The sequence below is a fragment of the Flavobacterium psychrophilum DSM 3660 = ATCC 49418 genome (assembly GCF_002217405.1).
Taxonomy (GTDB): domain Bacteria; phylum Bacteroidota; class Bacteroidia; order Flavobacteriales; family Flavobacteriaceae; genus Flavobacterium; species Flavobacterium psychrophilum.
In genome coordinates this window covers 51,605-71,616 of sequence record NZ_MUHE01000048.1, presented here as the reverse complement: position 1 = coordinate 71,616, position 20,012 = coordinate 51,605, and the positions used below count along the sequence as shown (strand labels likewise).

The window sequence follows — 20,012 nt, the reverse complement described above, 5'->3', positions numbered from 1 at the left end:
GTAAATTTAAACTTTAAATGGTATTAGTGTGTCTTAGCGGTAGTTTTTTGTTCTTCCGCTAGCTTCTTTATTCCGTTTAGCTCCTTCAAATAATTTTTCGGTAATCCCGATGGAATTTCATCAGAGTATTGTATTTCGCCAGTCAAATTTGTTTCTTCTAATGCCTCAATTAAGTTTGGTTTAAGTTGCCAAACCCAAAATCGCCCTTCTTCCCAACCTTTAAAAAATATATCCCAAAATTTGAATTTCTGGTTTTGTCTTACTGTAAAATTAATGTCATGTTTTGTGGCAATTCGTTTTGCAATTCGTCCAATTTGTAGGTTTACTGGACTTCCTGGCATTTTACCCTTATTCCCTAAAAGTTGTCCAACTTGACTTGCATACGCTTTATGTTTATCAAAAGAATAAATTGCTTGAAAAACAGAAAGGTCAGCTGGTTTTGTTATCTCTTTGTCTAATAATATTTCTATAAACTGGTCTTTTGATAATTCTGTCGCCATATATTTTGCTTCTTTGCAATGTTGCTCTGTAAACTTACCGCCAACGTTCTGGCATTACAGCGGGTTTGAGACTAAATTAAGCCCTATTTTCGGATTTGCCAAATCTTCCAAATACAAACTAATTTTTCATTAAGCCAAATCCCCAAATTACTTGTAGCGTGTGTTGTACCTAGTGCTTTTCGAATTGTGATGTTATCTCGTTTAATTCGATTAGTTGTTCTTTGTATAATTTTATCAATACTTTTATATTTTCTGTAATATAATGTTTTTCCATTTTTAAACCTTTTATTGAACTTAAACAAGCTGAAATGACATTTGCTAGAGGTTTTGTTTGTGGTTCTAATCTATAATGGCTTAAAATATTTATTGCTGGCAGAAAAAAATGTTCATCTAAAATATAAGGATTAAAATTTCCATCTGCTAGATGCGGAATTATATGTGTAGTATATAAATCGGTTAATGGTTTGTACCTTTGGTCGTTAATTGGTTCTGCGCAAATTTCTTGTTCAAGATATACGCCATAATCACCAAATGCAATATTAAAAGCTTGCATATTTTTAGTAAATTCATTCGTGTATTTTGAAATGCCTAGTAAATAGCTGTCAAATTTTTCATTTATAGTTTTGTATAGATGCTCTAATATGCTAATATAACCGTTTGTACGATTGGATATTTTTACTATTTTTTTAAAATCTAAGCCTTTATTATTCTGTTCAATGAATTTTATTAACTCACTTTTATCTAAAGATTTAAAAACATCACCACTAACGGATGAATATAGACCCAAATTTGGTATTTCAAATTCGTTAGTGTCATTTTCTGTTTCAAATTTTTCAAGTGATTTTATTTGTTGCTCAAGAGGTTCTTTTAAACTTCTCAATTCTGCAATCCATCTTTCACCCGATTTTTTAATTTTTGTTTTATTTGAACGTTTTTCAAGAATTTCTTTTATCCAAATACCAAGAAGTAAAGTAAAAACAGGGAATAAATATTTTAGCCAATCTGTTCCTTCCTTTTCCTTAACTATTACAATTTTTGTTGTATTTTCTCTATTTAAAGGTATTGTTATTTCTTTCTTCTCAAAATTGAGAGTTGTTGTGTCAATTAGTTTTGTTTTATTATTGACTTCTCTATTAGAAGAAATTGTTTTCTTTTCTTGGCTTTTAGAACTTTTATTTAACGTCGTTAAACTTTGACTAAAAGAAAAAATTGAAAGTAAAATAAAACAGGATGTTAGAATTCTCTTCATTTGTTTAGCATTAGGTACAACTCGTATATTTGTGTAATTCAGGATAACCTTTTTTATTTTTCAAACACTTGGCATTTGTTATAGACAGTCAAAAAAAACTATTCTACAATTAGAATTTTATATTCCCAAGGATTAAAATTTATTTTTTGTTTTTTTGTAAATTCTATTTTTGCACCTAACATATAATCGGTAAAAACGCCTTCCACAGGAATTGTAAATGTCTTCTTTGTTTTTGATAAATTTCCAATAAAAATAACTTTTTTATTGTTTTTTTCTCTTTCGAAGGCAAGAATATTATCATCGTTTGTAGTTAGCAAACGTTTGTAGGAAGCTGGTATTTTTCCTCCATGCAAAGCTTTGTTTTCGGTTTTTAGCTTACCTAATTTTTCGTAAATAGTCATCATTTTAGCAACAGTATGGGCAATCGTGTCTTTTTCGTACAATGGCAATCTTTTGTTCAAATCGTATTCTTGCCCGTTGTAAATTAGCGGCATACCCGGCATTACATAAGTAAGTGCGGCAAAGATTTCGGTGGCATTTCCTAATCTTTCGTATTCGGTTCCGTTCCAGAAATTCTCATCATGATTGGAAGTAAAATTCATATTAATATCGTCTTTTTGATACAATGAATCGTTCTTTCTGATAAGCTTATCAAAATCTTTTGCGGTTTTTTCTTCTTTTACTATTTCGTTAAAAATATAATGAGATTCCCAACCATATTGCATATCGAAAGCATTTGCCATCAAGGTGGCTTTTTGAGCTTGCATTAGCATAAAAACAGGTTTAATTTTATTTAATTCGGTTTTGGTACTTTCCCAAAAATCTGTTGGAACTTCTGCGGCTAAATCGCAACGAAAACCATCAATATTATAATTTGTAAGCCAATATTTCATTTCTTCAAACATTGCTTTGCGAAGATTTGGGTTGCTATAATCTAACGCTACCACATCTTTCCAGTCGTACGGCGCAATCATATTGCCTTCTTTGTTGTGAACATAATAGTCCTGATGTTGCGTGGTCCAAGCGTGGTCCCATGCGGTGTGGTGTGCTACCCAATCTAGAATAACATAAATTCCGTTTTTGTGGGCTGTTTTTATGAGTTTTTGCAAATCAGCTTTGGTTCCGAAATTAGCATTTATACTTCTGTAATTTTTAATAGAATAAGGATTTCCGAGATATTTTTTCTTTTCTATCGAATCGGTAATGTCATCTACAGATAAATCTGGCTTTGCGTTTCGGTTTTTAAGTCCAATTTCATGAATTGGCATGAGCCAAAGAATTTTTACACCTAATTTTTTTAGCTTCGGAATATCTTTTGTAAACGCATTAAAGGTTCCTTCTGGCGAATATTGGCGAATATTGGCTTCGTAGATAACTGCATTGTCTTCCATTTCTGGTGTTATTGGAGCAATTTCTATTGTTTTTTCTGTAATGTTTTTTGGTTTTTCTTTTTTGCAATTGATGAAAAAAGAAAAAAGAAAAAGTATGATAAATATTTTCTTCATGCTAAACTTGTTTTGTCTTTTTGAATAAGAATGCCAAAAATACAATTTAATCATAATAAAAAAATTTCTGAATATCTTAAAAACAAAAATGGTTACGATAAACGCAACCATTTTATTGAAATTACTAAAATAAGAAATACAAGATTTACTATTTCTTGGAATGAAAAATACTATCAAGTGATTCATATTATGAGATTTTTCGTTTTTCGGAATGGCAATATACCCCACAAATCTTACCGCTTTTTTTACCTAAAACGGGAATATATTGAAGATTAGTTCCCTTGCTCGTCGCCAATATAGGTTTTATTTCCGTTTTTATTAATGTAGTATCTTCCGCCACGTGAACCCGTAAATACTTTTTTTCCGTTGTATTCTCCAGTTACTTTGTCTTTAGTGTTTGGATTTGCTTTTTCGGTTGAAACTTTTTCTTTTTTAGCAATAATTTTTGTTGCTTTCTCTTTGGTTTCGGTTGCTTTTGTTTCTTTTGCAGGTTTTACAACTTTGGCTTCAACAACTTCTTTGGCTTTTTTAGTTTTAGTTTTTGCTTTGTCTGATTCTTCTTTTACTTTAGCCTCAGCTTTATTAGCTTCTGTTTTAGTTTTCTCTTTTAGAGATTTCTCTGAAACTTTTACTGATGCTTCTGCCTCTTTTTTTGCTTTAGAAGCTTCTTTTTTTACTTCAGCTTTTTCTTTTGTTGCTGCTTTTTTAGCATCGGCCTTAGCCTTTTTTAATTCCTCTTTTTTTGCCTCAGCCTTCTCTTTAGCCTTGCTTATTTTTTCGGTTTTAGCTTTTTGGGCTTTAGTTTCTGTTTCTTGAGCAAAAAGGGTGTTTGAAAGAACAAAAAACATAGATAACAATAAGATTTTTTTCATAACGTGTGTTTTTTTTTAGTGGTTTAATGATTTAAAATTAATATTTTTTTTTAAAACAAACGTGGCTAAAATTAAAAATAAGCTCTCAATTGAATATTTCCAGTATGAATTGTATTTGTAGTTTCGCTTTTTCGCCCCAAATAATTAACATTAACATCTAAATATTGTGTAATATTTTTTTGTAGCAACAAGCGCCAAGTCATGTTTTTTCCTGGTTGTAGTCCTTCTAACATTTGGAAAGCTACTGGCGAAAATTCATTTCCTATAAATTTGTTGTCAAACCAAGAAAATTCGCCATTTAGTGTTAGTTTCTTTTGGCTCGAAAAGCTAAATGAGCTTCCAAATTTGTTTTGTTTTAACGATTCTTTTTCTCCTAATTTGTTTTCTTTAATTTGCATTTCGTAAAAAACATCTAAACTTGCATTTTTAGAAAACAAGTAAGAAATTTTAGGTTCTAACTGATTGCCTTTTATTTCGAAATTTCTGCTCGCATAATTCTGAGCCTTATTGCTGGTTACTACTAATTTTCCTGACAAAGTAAACAACCAATATTTTTTGAGCAAATGATCATATTGCAACTGATGCGATGTGTTTTTTGCTTCTTGCTCGCCCGAAGATTGTAAGTTTTTTATTTTATTTGAAATAAAAGTATATGTTACAGAATGATTTTGCTTGCCTCGGTTGTAAAACAAACTGTTGCGAATACTCGAATTTAACCCTAATAAATTTTCGGCATTTGCTGCAAACGGATTCAAATCGAAATGGTTACTTTCTCGTTTTATTTTTCTTTCGGTTAAATAAGATGATTGATTATAAAAATAAGATAAAAACTTTTTAAATCCTATCGAATTTTGCCACTCCGAAGGATTTAAAGTTAGCGATTGCGAAAATTTGTTTTGATGTGTTTTGATAAAAATTTGATTGGGTAAAAATATTTTTACATATTTTGCTTGGTCTGGAAAAGGCGCAATTTCAAATTCTTGAATTTCCTGAACTCCGTTTCTGTTATAATCATTCCAAGCATAAATTCCTTTTCCAGCATCTACTTGTAAAAAACTAAATTCCTGTTGCGGAATCGTTCCTGAAGTAGTTTCGTATGCTGTTGTAGTTTGTAGTAATTGATTAAAAAACCTATCATTATACAATAACCTAGAGTTTAATGAGGGTTCGCTACCACGATTTGAATCTTCAAATTTAAGGTTTCGGTAATTGATAAAAACTGACAAATCATTTTTTTCGGTTTGAATGAGTTTCGATTTTAAATAATATGATTGCGATGCGTTTACCCGTTTTAACTGACCTAATTGCAAACTGTCATTTACACGATTTAGATAGCCCAATTCGACAAAAACTTTAGTAGAGTCTCCTCTTCCTACAAAGGCACCATATTCCGAAAAACGTTGGCTCAGATTAGAAAACTGATGGGTCAATTTTGTTTTTTCCTGGTTGTTTTCAAATCGAAAACTTGCACCAATCCAGTTTTTATTGAAATGAAATTTTGTTTGGCTTTGGTTTCTAATAAACTTAGAAGTCGAAATGTTTCCGTCGCTATTCAAGAAACTTCCATCGTTAGAAAATAACCAATTTTTATGTTTGTAATAACCCGAAACTACGTGTCTATTTCCCGAAAAATTTTCTGAAAAATCTAATTTTTCGAACTGATATTTCCAATTAGATTTTCCAGCCAAAGAAAATAACAATCCTGACACAACCAAAGTTTGGTTTCCTAACGGATTTAACAAATTCCAATCTCTATTAAACTCGATAGTAAATAATCGTTCGATAGTTTTAAAATTTTTCTGAACAAGTTGGCAATTCCCGAAGGCATCAATGTGCCATTTTTTAGACAATAACCGCTGTTTGATATTTAATTTTCCTGCCAAACCTTGGTTGTCATTATCATCTATACTTGAAAATAAATTTTTATCATAATTACTTATGCCAACTTCAAAATCGACAATTGTTTTTTCGCTTGGACTGTATTTTCCTAAAACAGTAGCTATTTGAATTTTAGTTGGCGCAACCAGCCTAATTATAGGTTCGTAATTTCCTTGCGGAATACCTGAAATTGGGGTAACATATTTAAAAACTCGTCCGTTTGCAATTGTGCTAGAAACAATATAATTTCCTAGCTTGTTGCCTACAAAACTAAACTTTACGTTATACAAAATATCGAGCGAATTAGTCGAAAATTCGAAAATTTCTACCAATCCTGTCGTTATTTTTTTGTACAATATTTTGTTCTCAGAATAAGTATCGGGTACTGCCGAAGAAGCATTCATAGCATTCTGATTGTCTCCCGCTGCAACCAATATTTGAGCCTGTTCTGGCGATAAATTTTGCTGTAATGACTGGTTTTTTATATCGTTTTCAGAATATAAATACCCTGCTAAACTCCATTTTTTTTCCTCGTGATTTGCGCCTAGATAAGTTACAAATCGGGTATAATTTCTATCGGAAAACTGGTATTCGATAGTAATTCTCATTTCGGAAGTAATAGGAAAAAGTGATGTAAATCTGATTTCTCCCGCATTGTAATCGATTGTATATTGGTTATTTTCACCTCGTTTTAGCAAAATACCGTTTACATAAACTTGCTCTGAACCAGAAATAACCAAAACGTATAGTTCGCCATTTGAACCTTTTAGTTTATATGGCCCCTGATTTCCTTCTTGACCCACAAAATTACTTTTTGCATATTGTCCTCGAACTATGGCGCCTGATGCGTAAACTTCGGTTTTGTTTTCTGGTTTCCCAAAAGCAAACTGAGCAGACAAACCTTGCACTTTTTTATTAAAACTTAAAAATTTAGATTTTCTGTTTTCTAGAAATAAATCTCCAGCACGAACACTCCATTTGTCTGAAAAAAGTTCGATAAAAACTTGATCAAATTCATCTAATTTTTGAGAATATCCTCCTGATTGCAACGGAATATTACTGTCTTGTATAGAAGCCCGCAAGCTCACTTTATCTGATAATTTTCCTGTAATTTGAAGGTCTAAATTAGAGTTTACCGATGTGTTTTGATTATTCCCTACAGAAATCCCTCTCGAGATACTTCCTGTGGTTGTGAGTCCTTCTAATGGTGCAAATTTTTTGAACCCATCGGCAGAAATTTTGTATAAATTATTCAGACCGCTATTATTGCTCACCATACGGCTTTTGTCGTATATTGCATATTCTTTGGTTAAATATGTAGGGAATTTTAAATACCGAACATTTAAGGTATCGGTGGTTTTAAAATTATTTCGAAAAATTAAAATTCCTTTCGAAAAATTTACGCTATAAAAACTGGTATCAATAGCTTTTCCTTTGGGGTCTAGTAATTTAAAAAAACTAGCATTTATACTCACGCTATCTATTTGAATTGAATCTTGAGAAACAACTATTTTTTTTGATTTATAAGGCGTTTTTATTTCCTGTGCATAAAGCCCAGGAAAAATAAAAATGACAATTAGAAAAATTAGCTTTTTAAACATACTTAGTATAACGATAACATTACAAAAGTAGTGTATATTTAAAAACTATTCCTTAGTCACAATTTGCATGGTTTCTCTACTCATTTGTTTTAGCAAAACGGTTTTGTTTTTTTCGACGATTTGAAAGGCTTTTTCGTCGAAATGTCTTATTGTATAAAGTGATACATTTTCGTTATAAGATAATTTAAACTTTTTAGACAATGTTTTTTTCAATTCGTCAAAATTACCAAACTTATCTTCTAAACAAACCGAAAAACTAATGGCCGAGTTTTGAATTAGACTTACTCTTATTTTGTGCAGATGCAATAAACTAAAAATTTCGCTAATATTTTCTTCCATAATAAATGAAAAATCTATCGAGGAAAGTGATAATAACAACTGGTGTTTTTTAACAATAAAACAAGGTAATTTAGGGTCTAAATCTTTCCCTTTAGAGACACTGGTTCCAGGCAACAAAGGATTTATAAAAGATTTTACATACAGAGGGATTTCTTTTTTTTGTAGTGGTTGCAAAGTTTTTGGATGAATGACACTAGCACCATAAAATGCTAACTCGATGGCTTCTCGATACGAAATTTGGTTTAGCAAAGTGGCATTTTCAAAATAACGAGGGTCTGCATTCATTACACCAGGCACGTCTTTCCAGATGGTTACGCTTTCGGCATTTAAGCAATAAGCAAAAATAGCTGCTGTGTAATCTGACCCTTCTCGTCCTAGTGTTGTGGTAAATCCGTTTTCGTCGGCACCAAGAAATCCTTGGGTAATAAATAATATTTTTTTATTGGCAATTTTCGAAATGCTTTTTTGAGTAGTTTCCCAATCTACCTCGGCATCACGATAGGTGTTATTAGTTTTTATATAATTACGAACATCTAGCCATTCGGTATTAATATTTCTAAAGTTCATGTAATGACTTAAAATTGCGGTCGAAATTATTTCTCCAAAACTCACCACTTGGTCATACACAAAATTATAATTTGGTGATTTGTTACTGCGTAAGAAGTACTCTAAATCTGCAAAATGGTCTTTTATATCAAGAAAAACTTCATGCTCTTCGTTTTCAAATAAATCTAATAGAATCTTATTGTGGTATGTTTTTATTTCTTGAACAGATGTGTTTAATGCTGGCGATTTGTCGAAATAATTTTTTATTACTAATTCTAAAGCATTGGTTGTTTTTCCCATTGCCGAAACTACGAGCAAAACGTCTTCGTAACCTACTTTTTGTAAAACGTCGAAAACATTTTTTATACCATCGGCATCTTTTACAGATGCACCACCAAATTTGAATATTCTCATTTTTAGATTTTAGATTTTAGATTTTAGATTTTAGATTTACTATTCTTATGTTAGATTTTAATCTGAAATGCTAAAAAACTATCGTTTGTTTTAATCTGTGTTTCTTTGGGTTTCATTTTTTGCTAGAGACAGTAGTAAAATTTATTTTTTTGGGTTTTTCTCCCATAAAAAAATTACTTCTCTATCTGTTTATTTTCATCCAATTTCTGCGAACTATTTTGCAACGAATAGCCCAGGCCTAAAAGAGCGAACTGAAGAAGCAAAATTATTTTTTATTTTTTTGCTAAAAAAGCATTTATTCCTGCTTCGTCCATATTAACAACTCGCCAATCTTGGAGTAATTTTGCGCCAGATTTGTTATAAAAATTGATGGCCAGCGTATTCCAATTCAGTACATTCCATTCTATTCTGCGTACGTTGTCTTTTTTCCCTTGACTAATAATTGCTGTATATAAAGCATAACCTGCACCTGTTCCTCTACTTTTTTCTTGGACAATTAAGTCTTCTAGGTGAATGGTTTTTCCTTTCCAGGTTGAATATCTGTAATAATACAATGCCATCCCAATAATTTCGCCTTCTACTTCAGCAATAAATGTATAAAATAGTGGGTTATCGCTAAAACCATCTCGAAGTAAATCGTTTGCCGTAACCTCAACTGCTTGGGGTTCTTTTTCGAAAATAGCCAGCTCTTTTATTAAATTTAAAACAGCTGACATATCTTTTTTTTCTCCTTTTCTAACAATCATACTAAAAGCATTATTTTTTCTTTTTAGAGGTTGTTTTAGCTTTAACATTTTTTACATAAGGCTTGTATAATCCGTCAGCTTCTGCTCTTTTTTTAGCATTTTCGGCTCTCGATTTTGCATCAGGATGCGAACTCATCATTCTTGTAATAAAGGTCGAGTCTGTTCCTTCGCTCATTTTTGCTAGGATAGAAAAAGCTGATTCTACAGCGTTTACATTATATCCATTGCGTTTCATAAAATCGTAAGAGTAAGTATCTGCTTCTGTTTCTTGTTGCCTACTGTGGCTACTGTTCATTAAGGCTTTTCCTATATTTCCTATTTGCCCTTCTGTTATAGCAGCGACTTTATCTGACTGAGAACTAGCCGCTTCTAACAAAGCTTCTTTTTTATACGCTGCTTTTACCGCATCTCTAGAATCGTGATTGGCAACATGACCTATTTCGTGACCTATTACGGCTAGTATTTCGTTGTCATCCATAGTATCCATTAGACCCGAGAAAACACGAACACTACCATCGGCAGTAGCAAAAGCATTTACATCTTTTACTTTATATACTTTATAATTAAGTACTAATCCGTTTTCTGATTTATGCTTACCAAACAATTTATTTAATCTTATTGTATAAGCGTCTTTTGGTCCAGCAACTGGGTTTTCCTTATCCATTTTATCTACTGCTTCTTTAGATAATTTTGCTGCATCTTCGTCGCTAAAAGTAAATCCTGCTATTCCTTTTTGCAAAGCTCCCAGTGCTTTTTCGCCTAAATTTATTTGTGCATTGGCATTAGAAAAACTAAAAACAGCTATAAATAGTGCTAAAAATATCGATTTTATATTCATGATTTTATAAATTTTATTTACCACAAATATAATCTAATCTGATTTGATTTGAAAAAATATTTTATGCGTAGAATAGAGATTTTATAAATTTTGAAACTGACTTTAAAAATTTGTACTAAAACCTTCTGTTTTTTTTCTGTCGAAGTAATGTTTTCGAAAATTATAATCGATATTTGCACAAACAACTACATTAATCTAGAGATGGAAGAACGCAACAAAACATTAGGCGAGTTTATTATCGAAAATCAACAATCATTTCAGTATTCTTCGGGAGAATTATCCCGAATAATCAATTCGATTAGGCTGGCCGCAAAAGTGGTAAATTATAAGGTAAACAAGGCAGGATTGGTAGATATTGTTGGTGCGGCAGGAGAGCAAAACATACAAGGTGAAGATCAGCAAAAATTAGATGTTTATGCTAATGAAATTTTTATTCAAACCCTAATAAATCGTGAAATCGTTTGCGGAATTGCTTCGGAAGAAAATGACGATTTCATTACAGTTGCCGGATCAGATAACAGCCATAATAATAAGTATGTGGTTTTGATGGATCCCCTTGATGGTTCTTCAAATATTGATGTAAATGTTTCGGTAGGAACCATTTTCTCGGTTTTTAGAAGAATAACACCAGTAGGAACCCCAGTAACTATTGAAGATTTCTTACAACCAGGAATTAATCAAGTGGCAGCGGGTTATGTTATATATGGTACTTCGACGATGCTGGTTTACACAACTGGAGATGGTGTAAACGGATTTACATTAAACCCAGCTATTGGTACTTTTTACCTTTCTCATCCCAACATGAAATATTCGAAAGACGGACATATTTATTCGATGAATGAAGGAAACTATGTTCATTTTCCGCAAGGCGTTAAAAATTACATCAAATATTGCCAATCTGAAGAAGGAGATCGTCCTTATACTTCGAGATACATTGGAAGTTTAGTTTCTGATTTTCATAGAAATATGATTAAAGGCGGAATATACATCTACCCAACGAGTTCGAAAGCACCAAAAGGGAAATTGCGTTTACTTTACGAATGTAGCCCTATGGCTTTTATTGCAGAACAAGCTGGCGGAAAAGCATCTGATGGTTATAATCGCATCATGGAAATTCAGCCTACAGAACTACACCAACGTGTTCCTTTTTTCTGCGGAAGCTATAATATGGTAGAAAAAGCAGAAGAGTTTATGAAAAACACAAAATAAAATTTACTAATTGGCATAAAAAAAACCCTTCAGAAATGAAGGGTTTTTTGTTGGCCCACAAGGACTCGAACCTTGAACGACTGCACCAAAAACAGTTGTGTTACCATTACACCATGGGCCAGTAACCTTACAATAATTCCTTATTGCGAGTGCAAATTTACAATCTTTTTTGTTTTCTGCAAGCGTTTTATCAAAAAAAATTAAATTTTTATTTTTTACCTTTTGTTTAGACAAAAAAATAGTTTCTTTGTAGGGTAATATTTATACCAAAAATTATGTCTTTCAATTTCAATAAATGGAATACAGCCCTTGGTTGGCTTACCTTTTTTATCGCGCTTATTGTTTATTCACTTACCGTAGAGCCTACGATGAGTTTTTGGGATTGTGGCGAATATATTGCTACGGCAGCAAAATTAGAAGTTGGTCATCCGCCAGGAGCGCCTTTATTTCAAATGATTGGCGCATTTTTCGCCATGTTTGCTATAGACAATCAGCATGTGGCATTAATGGTAAATATGATGTCGGTTTTTTCGAGCGCTTTTACCATTTTGTTTATGTTCTGGTCAACATCAATTATATTAAGAAAAGTAGTTTCTAGATTTTCCGACCCTAGCCTAAAAGGCGAACAGGCAAAGCAGATAAACCAAACCAATTCGATAGTAATTTTAGGAAGTTCGTTTGTAGGATCTTTAGCTTTTACTTTCTCAGATAGTTTCTGGTTTAACGCTGTTGAAGCAGAAGTATATGCTATGGCAACTTTACTTATTGCACTACTTTTTTGGCTAGGACTGCGTTGGGAAGAAGAAATGCACACCCCGCGTGGCAACAAATGGTTACTCATAATCTCATTAGTAGTCGGATTGTCTTTTGGGGTTCACTTTATGGCCTTGCTAACCATTCCTTCTATTGGATTTTTATATTATTTTAAAAATTACAAAAACATTACTATAAAAAGCTTCATTATCGCCAATATTGTTGTCGTTGCCGTTCTGCTATTTATATTCAAATTATTATTACCTTGGACGATGACTTTCTTTGGTGATACCGAAGTTTTTATGGTAAACAATCTAGGTTTGCCTTTCGATTCAGGAACCATATTTGTTACCTTACTTCTTATTGCCTTGTTTTATTTCGGATTAAAATATACGCAAGAAAAAGGAAAACCACTCTACAACACTTTAATTCTTTGTGTTTTATTTATCATGTTAGGCTTTTCTACTTGGATGATGTTGCCTATTCGTGCCAATGCAAACACCCCCATAAACGAAAACAAACCCTCTGATGCACGTGAGGTTTTAGCTTACTATAATCGCGAACAATACGGCGTAAACCCTTTGTTTTACGGCCCTCAGTTCTCTGACACGTATGCAGGATTAGACGAAGACAACCCATATACAGACGACAAACCAAATTACGAACGTGATTACAAAAAAGGCAAATATGTTATTGTAAATAATTACAAAAATGGTAGTCAAAATAGCGATGACAACCACAAAGCCATTTTGCCAAGAATGTGGAGTACCGACCATGCAGAAAACTACATGAAATTTACAAACGTACTTGCTTTTAGAATAAAACCTGAATATTCTGAAGAAAAAGAACTAACTGATATCGTGTCTCAATTTAGAACCTCTTATGCTTCTGGAAAATTAGATGTAGAAGATTATGCGAAATTCCTAAAAGCTTATGGTCAATATCTTGATATAGAGAAACCAACAACTATTGACAATCTGACATTTATGGTTCAGTACCAATTTGGATATATGTATTGGCGATATTTAATGTGGAATTTCGTGGGAAGACAAAACGACAAACAAGGAGAATACACCACTTTAGACGGAAATTGGCTAAGCGGAATCAATGTGTTAGATGCAATAAGATTAGGTTCTCAAGAAAATCTTCCAGCAACATGGCAAAACAACAAAGCCAGAAACACTTATTTTTTCTTACCGTTTATCATCGGACTTATTGGGTTTTTCTTTCATATAAAGAAAGACATTAAGAGTTTTTATGTAGTTCTAGCACTGTTTCTATTTACCGGAATAGCCCTTAAAATTTACCTTAACGAACGCCCTTTCGAACCCAGAGAACGAGATTATGCGCTCGTAGGCTCCTTTTATGTATTCGCCATTTGGATAGGAATTGGCGTATATGCCATTTTCGATTTCCTAAAATCATATATTCAACCTAAAATTGCCGCCCCAATAGTTATTACAGCATGCCTTTTTGCAGCACCAATACTTATGGCGACTCAAAACTGGGACGATCATGACCGCTCAGGAAAATACACCGCCGTTTCCTCTGCAAGAGCTTATTTAGACTCTTGCGACAAAAACGCCATTTTATTTACCATTGGCGACAATGACACTTTTCCTATTTGGTACTTACAAGAAATTGAAGGATACAGAACCGATGTTCGCATTGTAAACACCAGTTTATTAATGACCGACTGGTATATAGACCAAATGAAAGCCAAAGCTTACGAATCTGAACCCGTGCCTATTTCGTTTTCACACAAAGATTACGTTGACGGCAAACGAGATTATTTAGTTTTTGATCAAAAAACAGAAGAAAGACTCGATGTAAAAGAATTTTTCGATTTTGTTTCTAGCGACGACCCAAGAACACTCATCGAGATGAAAAATGGTCAGAAAATTCAGTTTTACCCAAGCAATAAAATCAGAATTCCTGTAAACAAAAACAACGTGATAACAAACAAAATTGTTAGTCCAAAATATAATGACTCGATTGTTCCTTATATTGATGTTGATATAAAAGGCGATGCTTTATACAAAAACCGACTCATGATGTTAGATATTGTGAGAAACAACAACTGGAAACGCCCTATTTATTTCTCACCAGGCGCTTTTGCAGATGATGATTACATCTGGATGAAAGATTATTTGCAGCTAAACGGCATGGTGTACAAACTAGTTCCTGTAAAAACGCCAATAGACAAAGAAGCATCAGGTTTTGATATGGGAAGTATCGATACCGATAAAATGTACGACATCATGATGAAACTAGACTGGGGTAATAGCGAAAGCACAAAAATATACCACGATCCAGAAACCAGAAAAAACAGCATTTCGTACCGCACCCATTTAACAAGGCTAATGAACCAGCTCATTGCCGAAGGACAAAAAGACAAAGCCAAAAAAATAATCGAATTAGCACTAACCAAACTACCATTAGATTATTATGAGTTTTACAGCATGGTCGATCCTTTTGCCGATGGCTATTACAAACTAGGCGAAACACAAAAAGCACGTACTTTGCTCAAGCAATTAGAAGCAAAATACCAAGACGAGCTAAAATATTTTAGCCGAACAAAAGCCAGCGAACAAAACACAAACGCTATCGATATTATAACCAACATAGAAAGATACAGAGGTTTGTTAGAAATCATGAAAAACAACAAAGACACTAATTTTTACAATACAGAAAAAGAGGTTTTTAATAGCTACAACAAACGCTTCGATCGTTTTGGTAGAGATATGGAATAAGAATTATAAAAAGGCAGTTATTGTAAAAAAATAACTGCCTTTTTTTTGTGATTGTAGCAACAACAATAATTTAACTGTTAGCAGAAATCAACAATACAAACAACTAATACTTTGCTTATATTTACAAAAAAAATATACAAAAAATGAAAACATACCTATTCGTTTTAGTGTTTTATTTATCTCAAAGTAGTGCTTTTGCCCAAAGCATTATTTCAAATGAATTAAAAGTACCGATACAAAACGCTTTAAATACCAGCTATGAGATTACAAACAAGCAATTAGAAGCCCATAAAACAGAAATAAATGCCGAAAGCGTTCTTGCTAAACTAAAACCCGAAATTTCTGCCAATGCAGTATTAAGCCATTTTTATCAAAGAGGAATTATTGATGTTCCTACGGTTACTTTACCCATAACTGGCCTAAATTTATTTGAAGGATCCCAATCATTTTCAGCAAACGGAAATATAGGTACAGTAGGCCTTTCTGCAACACAAATTATTTTTAGTGGTAATCAGATTCCTAATGCCGCAAAGGCTTTAAAAGAAAAAGCTGAAGCACAACATTTATTAGCTGAAGCTGATAAAGATGCTATTGCCAAAGAAGTAGTAACTACTTTTGACCAACTAATGCTTTTGAAAGAAGCTGAAAAATTAATTTGGGACACCCAAAAAAGACTAGATAAAGAAAGTGAAAAAGTTAAAAAAGCAATTATCAACGGTTTAGCAATTCCTTACGATAGAGATAAAATTGCATTGGCATTGTTGGAATTGGAAGCCAAAAAAGTTGAAATTGTAGGCAACCGCAAATTATTAAATCAACGATTAACCCAACTTACGCACATTGATAATTCTCAAATTTCAAACATTCAATATCCCTTAGAAACTATTGTGCTTTTTGATGTTGATTCAACTACCCAAAACAGAAAAGAGTTGAAAGCCCTAATACATAGTAGTAAAGCGCTAGATTATATGCGCAAAAAAGAAAAAAACTCTGGATTGCCAAGTGTTTTTGCTTTTGGCAACATCTCTTATATGAATATATTCAATTCAAAGATCACATTTAAAGATGTTGCTAATTTGAACGATGTACATTTAAAACTAGATCAGTTTTCGGTGGCACCAAATATTTTATTTGGAATTGGAGCAAAATGGACAATTTATGCTGGAGGCGAGCATAAACACAAAGTAGAACTTGTAGAAATTGACCAAGAAATAAACGAAAATAAAACAAAAGACACAGATGAAAAATTAAAACTACTCATTCAAAAATCTAAAATAGAATATGAAAATGCCTTCGAAAAATTAAAAATAAGCCATCAACAAGTAACCATTTCTAACAACAACAAATTACTAGCTACCAAACAATACGCCGAAGGACTTATAAGTGTTACAGAAAGATTAGAAGCTGAAAATGATTTTTTTAAAGCCTCTCTTAATCATATAATTAACATCAACTCACAGCGTAAAACCGCCTTAGATTTACTACAAGCTAATGGTACCTTACTCACTAAAATTTTAAACTAAAAAGAGAAATGAAAAAAACATTTTATTTAATTTCAAAAAACTCATATATAACCCTAATTATTACTTTTTTAGTAATAAGTTGTAAAGACAAAAATGAAAACACAATCACTTTAGATGGTAAAATAGAAAGAGAGCAAATATCAGTAGTGAGTAAACTAGCTGGTAAAGTTCAAAATGTTTTGGCCGAAGAAGGACAAGATGTGGAAGCTGGCGATACACTTATTATTTTAGAATTACCAGAAGTTGAAGCCAAAAAATACCAAGCAAAAGGAGCACTACTTTCGGCCGAAGCTCAATACCAAATGGCAAAAAAAGGAGCTACACAAGGACAAATCATCCAGCTTAACGCCAAAGTAGCAGGTCTTAAAGAGCAGCTGAGTTTTGCCGAAAAATCGATGCGTAGAATGCAAAACATGCTCTCAGACAGCTTGGTGCCACAACAAAAATTTGATGAAGTTTTTGCAAAATACCAAGGTGCAAAAAACCAATATACAGCATCAGTAGCAGAACGAGATGAGGCACAAAACGGAGCAAGAATAGAGCAACAAACAATGGCATTGGGCCAACAAGAAAGAGCATTAGGCGGAATAGATGAAATAAACATTGCTGCCAATGAGCGTTTTATAAAAGCTCCTCAAAAAATGTCGATCGAAAATATAACTTTAAAAAAAGGCGAACTTGCCTTACCTGGCTACTCTATTATGAATGGTTTTTTAAATGAAACTACTTTTTTTAGATTTACAATAGCCGAAAGCCAATTATCATCCGTAAAAAAAGGCGGCCAGATTCAAGTTCATATCCCTTACGAAAATAAAACCATTACAGGAAAAGTTGTATGGATAAAACCACTTAGTTCGTATGCAAACATTACCTCTGCTTATCCAGATTTCGAACAAGGGCAAACCCTCTACGAAATAAAAATAGCACCCATAAATCCCAAAGAAACAGAAAATCTTTTGATAAAAAGTACCGTTCAAATTTCAATACAATCTGTAAATAAAAAATGAAAAATATTTTACAATTAATCGCTAGGGAATTTAAACTGTTTTTTGGCAATAAAATTTTAAGAATGCTCTTTATTGGAGCACCTATCATGTATGGCTTTTTGGTAGGCAGTGTGTATGAAAAAGGAAAAGTTACCAATTTACCTATTGTTGTGGTAGATGAAGACCAATCGGCAATGAGCCAAAAACTTATACAAATGTTTTCTGAAAACGAAGTCTTAAAAATTGTAAATGTTCTAAATAACACCAATCAATCCAGAACTGTTGCTTTAAAAAGAGATGCACCCTGCGTAGTGGTTATCCCCAGAGATTTTGAAAGTCAAATATTACAAAAACACTACCCAGAGTTAGTTGTTTTTGTAGATGCGTCTAACACACTCACAGCAAATTTCGCCAGTTCAAATATTAACTTATGTGTTGCAACTTTAAAAGCAGGAATTCAAATTGAAGGATTAAAAAAACAGGGATTAAGTCAAAAAATTGCCGAAACGCAGTATGAACCGTTTAAAACAACGTTTATAAAAGAAAATATTCGTAGCGGAAATTATCTGTATTTTATGTTACCTGGTGTCTTACTTACTGTATTTCAACAGGTATTACTATTAGGGTTAGCGCTTTCTTTTTCGTCAGAATTTGAAAACAACACCTTTAAAGATTTAGTAAAAAAAATGAGCAACCCTTTTGGATTAATCTTTGTAAAAGTAATACCATATCTTTTAATGTCGATGGGTATTTTATGGCTGTATTATGGCTTTTCTGTTTACTATCGTTTACCCTTACACACCGATTGGTTTCCTTTTGCATCAGCTACTTTTCTATTCATTTTTTCTGTTTGCTGCATTGGCATATTAGGAAGTATATTACTGCCAAACCAATTAAAAGCTACCGAAGTATTAATGGTAGTAGCCACACCAAGTTTTATTTTAAGCGGTTTTACATGGCCATTAAGCCAAATGCCTGTTTGGGTGCAAAATATAGCTAACGCAATACCACTTACACATTACCTAAAAATATACCGAATCCTTTTTGTTGAAAAAGGTGATTTCACAAAAATAGTTAATCCGCTATGGGCAATGTTAATAATTGGCATGGTGTGCTTTTCCTTGGCAACAGTTTTTTTGCATTTAAAAATAAGAAAATTGAAAAGGAATAATTAAAACTTCTACAACAGGAATTTTTTAATAAATTTTGGCTTTTAGACCTAATTTAAAGTATGTTTTGTACTTTTAATTTTTGATATTTAATCGAAAGTTTTGGGTTTACAAACCCCAAACTACTTATAGCAGGAAAACATTTTTCAAAAAATTAAATAAAATGAACTTCTACTGGATAAAAACCCCACCAATCATCAAGCGATTATTTAGTAATCAGGTTTGGGATATTCCCAATAGTGAGAACAAGATTTACCTCACTTTCGATGATGGCCCAATACCCGAAATAACAGAATGGGTTTTAGAAATTTTGAAAAAAAACAACATTAAAGCCACTTTTTTTTGTCTTGGCAACAACATACAAAAACACCCCGAAATTTTTAATAAGGTTATCAGTAACGGGCACAGCATAGCAAACCACACTTACAATCACAAAAATGGTTGGAAAACCACAACTGCTCATTATTTACAAAATGTAGAACTGTGCCAAAATCTTTTTTTAAATCTGAGATCTAAAATATTTCGTCCGCCTTACGGCAAAATAAAACCTTCGCAATCTAAAAAATTACGAAAACTGGGGTACAAAATAATTATGTGGGATATCCTCACTGCCGATTTCGACGAGAAAGTATCTAAAGAAAAATGCTTAGAAAACGCAACCCAAAAAGTAACCTCTGGCAGTATTATTGTTTTTCATGATAGTGTAAAAGCATTTCAAAATTTAAAATATGCTTTACCTAAAACGATTCAAATCTTAAAAGAAAAAGGATTCGTGTTTGATATAATACGATAATTAAACAATACTATAATTGTTCCTGAACCAAGGTAATAATGGTATTTGCATCTAGCTCCCCAGATTGCCTCCACATCATTTGTCCGTCTTTATAAATCATAAGTGTAGGCAAACCTTTTATACGAAGTGCTTCGGCTAGTTCTTGGTTTTTGTCTACATCTATTTTTATCACTTTGGCTTTGTCGCCAAGTGCAGCGGCTACATCTTTTATCACGGGATCCATCGATTGTGAAGATTCATTCCAGTCTGTATAAAAATCGATTAGAACAGGAATTTGAGCATTTATTAGTTCTCCAAACTTTGACATAGTATAATTTTATTAAACTTTGTTATACAAA

The 20,012-nt window shown here is 32.6% G+C and carries 15 protein-coding genes and 1 tRNA gene; 6 read left to right on the top strand and 10 right to left on the bottom strand.

What is annotated here, in order from left to right:
• Positions 1-23 precede the first annotated feature (23 nt).
• The 8 genes from B0A57_RS11090 to B0A57_RS11055 form a co-directional block, all read right to left on the bottom strand.
• Positions 24-500 (bottom strand): hypothetical protein, encoded by a 477-nt coding sequence (locus B0A57_RS11090; protein WP_038465980.1) that lies wholly within the window; start codon positions 498-500, stop codon positions 24-26.
• A 169-nt stretch (positions 501-669) separates the two neighbouring features.
• Complete coding sequence (locus tag B0A57_RS11085; RefSeq protein ID WP_038465976.1) at positions 670-1,749, bottom strand: hypothetical protein; 1,080 nt, start codon at positions 1,747-1,749, stop codon at positions 670-672.
• A 98-nt stretch (positions 1,750-1,847) separates the two neighbouring features.
• Entirely contained in the window at positions 1,848-3,254 is a 1,407-nt protein-coding gene (locus B0A57_RS11080) for an alpha-amylase family glycosyl hydrolase (protein ID WP_034097468.1), read from the bottom strand.
• A gap of 272 nt (positions 3,255-3,526) precedes the next feature.
• On the bottom strand, positions 3,527-4,126 hold the full coding sequence (locus tag B0A57_RS11075; RefSeq protein ID WP_011962475.1) for a hypothetical protein: 600 nt from the start codon (positions 4,124-4,126) through the stop codon (positions 3,527-3,529).
• A 71-nt stretch (positions 4,127-4,197) separates the two neighbouring features.
• A complete protein-coding gene (locus B0A57_RS11070; RefSeq protein ID WP_034097462.1) occupies positions 4,198-7,605 on the bottom strand; it encodes a hypothetical protein in 3,408 nt (1,135 codons plus the stop codon).
• 45 nt (positions 7,606-7,650) lie between these two features.
• Positions 7,651-8,904, bottom strand: coding sequence for an aspartate kinase (locus B0A57_RS11065; protein ID WP_011962473.1), 1,254 nt, complete (start codon positions 8,902-8,904; stop codon positions 7,651-7,653).
• Positions 8,905-9,176: 272 nt separating this feature from the next.
• Complete coding sequence (locus B0A57_RS11060; protein ID WP_034097466.1) at positions 9,177-9,650, bottom strand: GNAT family N-acetyltransferase; 474 nt, start codon at positions 9,648-9,650, stop codon at positions 9,177-9,179.
• 10 nt (positions 9,651-9,660) lie between these two features.
• Positions 9,661-10,488, bottom strand: a complete 828-nt coding sequence (locus B0A57_RS11055; protein WP_011962471.1) for a M48 family metalloprotease — start codon at positions 10,486-10,488, stop codon at positions 9,661-9,663.
• A 201-nt stretch (positions 10,489-10,689) separates the two neighbouring features.
• On the opposite strand from B0A57_RS11055, the gene fbp reads away from it, so the two are divergent.
• A complete protein-coding gene (fbp, locus tag B0A57_RS11050) occupies positions 10,690-11,697 on the top strand; it encodes a class 1 fructose-bisphosphatase (protein ID WP_011962470.1) in 1,008 nt (335 codons plus the stop codon).
• Between the two features lie 50 nt (positions 11,698-11,747).
• On the opposite strand, the gene B0A57_RS11045 is transcribed toward fbp, so the two are convergent.
• A tRNA-Gln gene (locus B0A57_RS11045) sits at positions 11,748-11,818 on the bottom strand.
• A 154-nt stretch (positions 11,819-11,972) separates the two neighbouring features.
• Here B0A57_RS11045 and B0A57_RS11040 point away from each other — a divergent pair.
• The 5 genes from B0A57_RS11040 to B0A57_RS11020 all read left to right on the top strand — a co-directional run bounded on the left by B0A57_RS11040 (position 11,973) and on the right by B0A57_RS11020 (position 19,674).
• Positions 11,973-15,203, top strand: a complete 3,231-nt coding sequence (locus B0A57_RS11040; RefSeq protein ID WP_011962469.1) for a glycosyltransferase family 117 protein — start codon at positions 11,973-11,975, stop codon at positions 15,201-15,203.
• Positions 15,204-15,346: 143 nt separating this feature from the next.
• Positions 15,347-16,726, top strand: coding sequence for a TolC family protein (locus B0A57_RS11035; RefSeq protein ID WP_034097460.1), 1,380 nt, complete (start codon positions 15,347-15,349; stop codon positions 16,724-16,726).
• Between the two features lie 8 nt (positions 16,727-16,734).
• Positions 16,735-17,733 (top strand): HlyD family secretion protein, encoded by a 999-nt coding sequence (locus tag B0A57_RS11030; RefSeq protein WP_034097458.1) that lies wholly within the window; start codon positions 16,735-16,737, stop codon positions 17,731-17,733.
• Positions 17,730-18,887, top strand: coding sequence for an ABC transporter permease (locus B0A57_RS11025; protein WP_038465972.1), 1,158 nt, complete (start codon positions 17,730-17,732; stop codon positions 18,885-18,887). Before B0A57_RS11030 ends, B0A57_RS11025 begins: the two co-directional genes overlap by 4 nt.
• A gap of 157 nt (positions 18,888-19,044) precedes the next feature.
• Positions 19,045-19,674, top strand: coding sequence for a polysaccharide deacetylase family protein (locus B0A57_RS11020; protein ID WP_038465968.1), 630 nt, complete (start codon positions 19,045-19,047; stop codon positions 19,672-19,674).
• 10 nt (positions 19,675-19,684) lie between these two features.
• Here B0A57_RS11020 and B0A57_RS11015 read toward each other — a convergent pair whose 3' ends face one another.
• On the bottom strand, positions 19,685-19,981 hold the full coding sequence (locus tag B0A57_RS11015) for a thioredoxin family protein (RefSeq protein ID WP_011962464.1): 297 nt from the start codon (positions 19,979-19,981) through the stop codon (positions 19,685-19,687).
• Positions 19,982-20,012 lie beyond the last annotated feature (31 nt).

What these genes read in the sequence shown, in the direction of transcription:
- B0A57_RS11090 (WP_038465980.1), bottom strand. Translation starts at nt 500, where the DNA reads ATGGCGACAGAATTATCAAAAGACCAGTTTATAGAAATATTATTAGAC.
- B0A57_RS11075 (WP_011962475.1), bottom strand. Translation starts at nt 4,126, where the DNA reads ATGAAAAAAATCTTATTGTTATCTATGTTTTTTGTTCTTTCAAACACC.
- B0A57_RS11085 (WP_038465976.1), bottom strand. Translation starts at nt 1,749, where the DNA reads ATGAAGAGAATTCTAACATCCTGTTTTATTTTACTTTCAATTTTTTCT.
- B0A57_RS11020 (WP_038465968.1), top strand. Translation starts at nt 19,045, where the DNA reads ATGAACTTCTACTGGATAAAAACCCCACCAATCATCAAGCGATTATTT.
- B0A57_RS11055 (WP_011962471.1), bottom strand. Translation starts at nt 10,488, where the DNA reads ATGAATATAAAATCGATATTTTTAGCACTATTTATAGCTGTTTTTAGT.
- B0A57_RS11065 (WP_011962473.1), bottom strand. Translation starts at nt 8,904, where the DNA reads ATGAGAATATTCAAATTTGGTGGTGCATCTGTAAAAGATGCCGATGGT.
- B0A57_RS11080 (WP_034097468.1), bottom strand. Translation starts at nt 3,254, where the DNA reads ATGAAGAAAATATTTATCATACTTTTTCTTTTTTCTTTTTTCATCAAT.
- B0A57_RS11070 (WP_034097462.1), bottom strand. Translation starts at nt 7,605, where the DNA reads ATGTTTAAAAAGCTAATTTTTCTAATTGTCATTTTTATTTTTCCTGGG.
- B0A57_RS11015 (WP_011962464.1), bottom strand. Translation starts at nt 19,981, where the DNA reads ATGTCAAAGTTTGGAGAACTAATAAATGCTCAAATTCCTGTTCTAATC.
- B0A57_RS11030 (WP_034097458.1), top strand. Translation starts at nt 16,735, where the DNA reads ATGAAAAAAACATTTTATTTAATTTCAAAAAACTCATATATAACCCTA.
- B0A57_RS11025 (WP_038465972.1), top strand. Translation starts at nt 17,730, where the DNA reads ATGAAAAATATTTTACAATTAATCGCTAGGGAATTTAAACTGTTTTTT.
- fbp (WP_011962470.1), top strand. Translation starts at nt 10,690, where the DNA reads ATGGAAGAACGCAACAAAACATTAGGCGAGTTTATTATCGAAAATCAA.
- B0A57_RS11035 (WP_034097460.1), top strand. Translation starts at nt 15,347, where the DNA reads ATGAAAACATACCTATTCGTTTTAGTGTTTTATTTATCTCAAAGTAGT.
- B0A57_RS11060 (WP_034097466.1), bottom strand. Translation starts at nt 9,650, where the DNA reads ATGATTGTTAGAAAAGGAGAAAAAAAAGATATGTCAGCTGTTTTAAAT.
- B0A57_RS11040 (WP_011962469.1), top strand. Translation starts at nt 11,973, where the DNA reads ATGTCTTTCAATTTCAATAAATGGAATACAGCCCTTGGTTGGCTTACC.